Origin of the sequence: Streptomyces sp. NPDC006610, assembly GCF_040611575.1 — a bacterium.
Classification (GTDB): domain Bacteria; phylum Actinomycetota; class Actinomycetes; order Streptomycetales; family Streptomycetaceae; genus Streptomyces.
This window is the reverse complement of record NZ_JBEXOP010000102.1, coordinates 1-1,338: the sequence shown is the minus strand read 5'-3', so window position 1 is coordinate 1,338 and position 1,338 is coordinate 1. Positions and strand designations below refer to the sequence as shown.

Below are 1,338 nucleotides of genomic sequence, written 5' to 3'. Positions count from 1 at the left end.
TGCTCCACGATCACATGCGCATTCGTCCCGCTCAGCCCGAACGACGACACCCCCGCACGACGCGGCCGCCCCCGATCCGGCCACACCACCGCCTCTCGTAGCAGCTCGACGCGGCCCTCGGACCAGTCCACCCGCAAACTGGGCTCATCCAAATGCAGCGATCGCGGCAATACCCCGTGCCGCATCGCCATCACCATCTTGATGACCCCCGCGACACCCGCAGCAGCCTGCGTGTGCCCCAGATTCGACTTGACCGACCCCAGCCACAACGGCTCGTCATGCGACCGGTCCTGGCCGTAGGTGGCGAGCAGGGCCTGTGCCTCGATCGGGTCTCCCAACCGGGTGCCGGTACCGTGCGCTTCCACCACATCGACATCCGCCGCCGACACGCCCGCGTTCGCCAGCGCCTGCCGGATCACCCGGCGCTGCGCCGGACCGTTCGGCGCCGTCAGACCATTCGACGCACCATCCTGATTCACCGCCGACCCACGCACCACGGCCAGCACCGGATGCCCGTTCCGCCGCGCATCCGACAACCGCTCCAACAGCAAGACCCCGGCGCCCTCACCCCACGCGACTCCGTCTGCCGCATCGGAGAAGGACTTGCAGCGCCCATCGGGGGCGAGTCCGCGCTGTTCGCTGAAGTACACCAGCGTCTCCGGCGTCCCCATCACCGTCACACCGCCGGCGAGCGCCAGGGAGCACTCCCCCGACCGCAGCGCCTGCGCCGCCAGATGCAACGACACCAACGACGACGAACACGCCGTGTCCACCGTCAACGCGGGCCCTTCCAGCCCGAGCGTGTAAGCGACCCTGCCAGAGACGAAGCTGCCGGCGCTGCCCCCGCCGTAGTCGTGGTACATCACGCCCGCATAGACACCGGTGGAGCTGCCCTTGAGTGTCGCCGGGTCGATCCCGGCCCTTTCGAACGCCTCCCAGGACGTCTCCAGCAGCAGCCTCTGCTGTGGATCCATCACCAACGCCTCACGCGGGGAGATACCGAAGAAGTCCGCGTCGAACTCGGCGGCTTCGTGCAGGAATCCGCCCGAACGGGCGTAGGTCTTGCCCGGAGCGCCCGGTTCCGGGTCGTAGATGCCCGGGTCCCAACCGCGGTTCTCGGGAAGGTCGGTGATGGCGTCCACGCCATCGGCGACCAGCCGCCATAGCTCCTCCGGGGTCGACACTCCCCCCGGGAACCGGCAGGCCATGCCGACGATGACCACGGGGTCGTCGTCATTGCCAACTCGCCGGACGGGAGCCACCGCAGCGGCGTCGGCTTCGGCCCTGCCGTCCAGGAGCGCCAGAAGGTGATCGGCCACCGCCTCAGCCGTCGGCTGA

The 1,338-nt window shown here is 69.2% G+C and carries 1 pseudogene; it reads right to left on the bottom strand.

Features of this window, described 5'->3' with window-relative positions:
- Window positions 1-1,235: pseudogene (locus tag ABZY13_RS33480) on the bottom strand (polyketide synthase); the annotation flags it as partial.
- Between the last annotated feature and the right edge of the window lie 103 nt (window positions 1,236-1,338).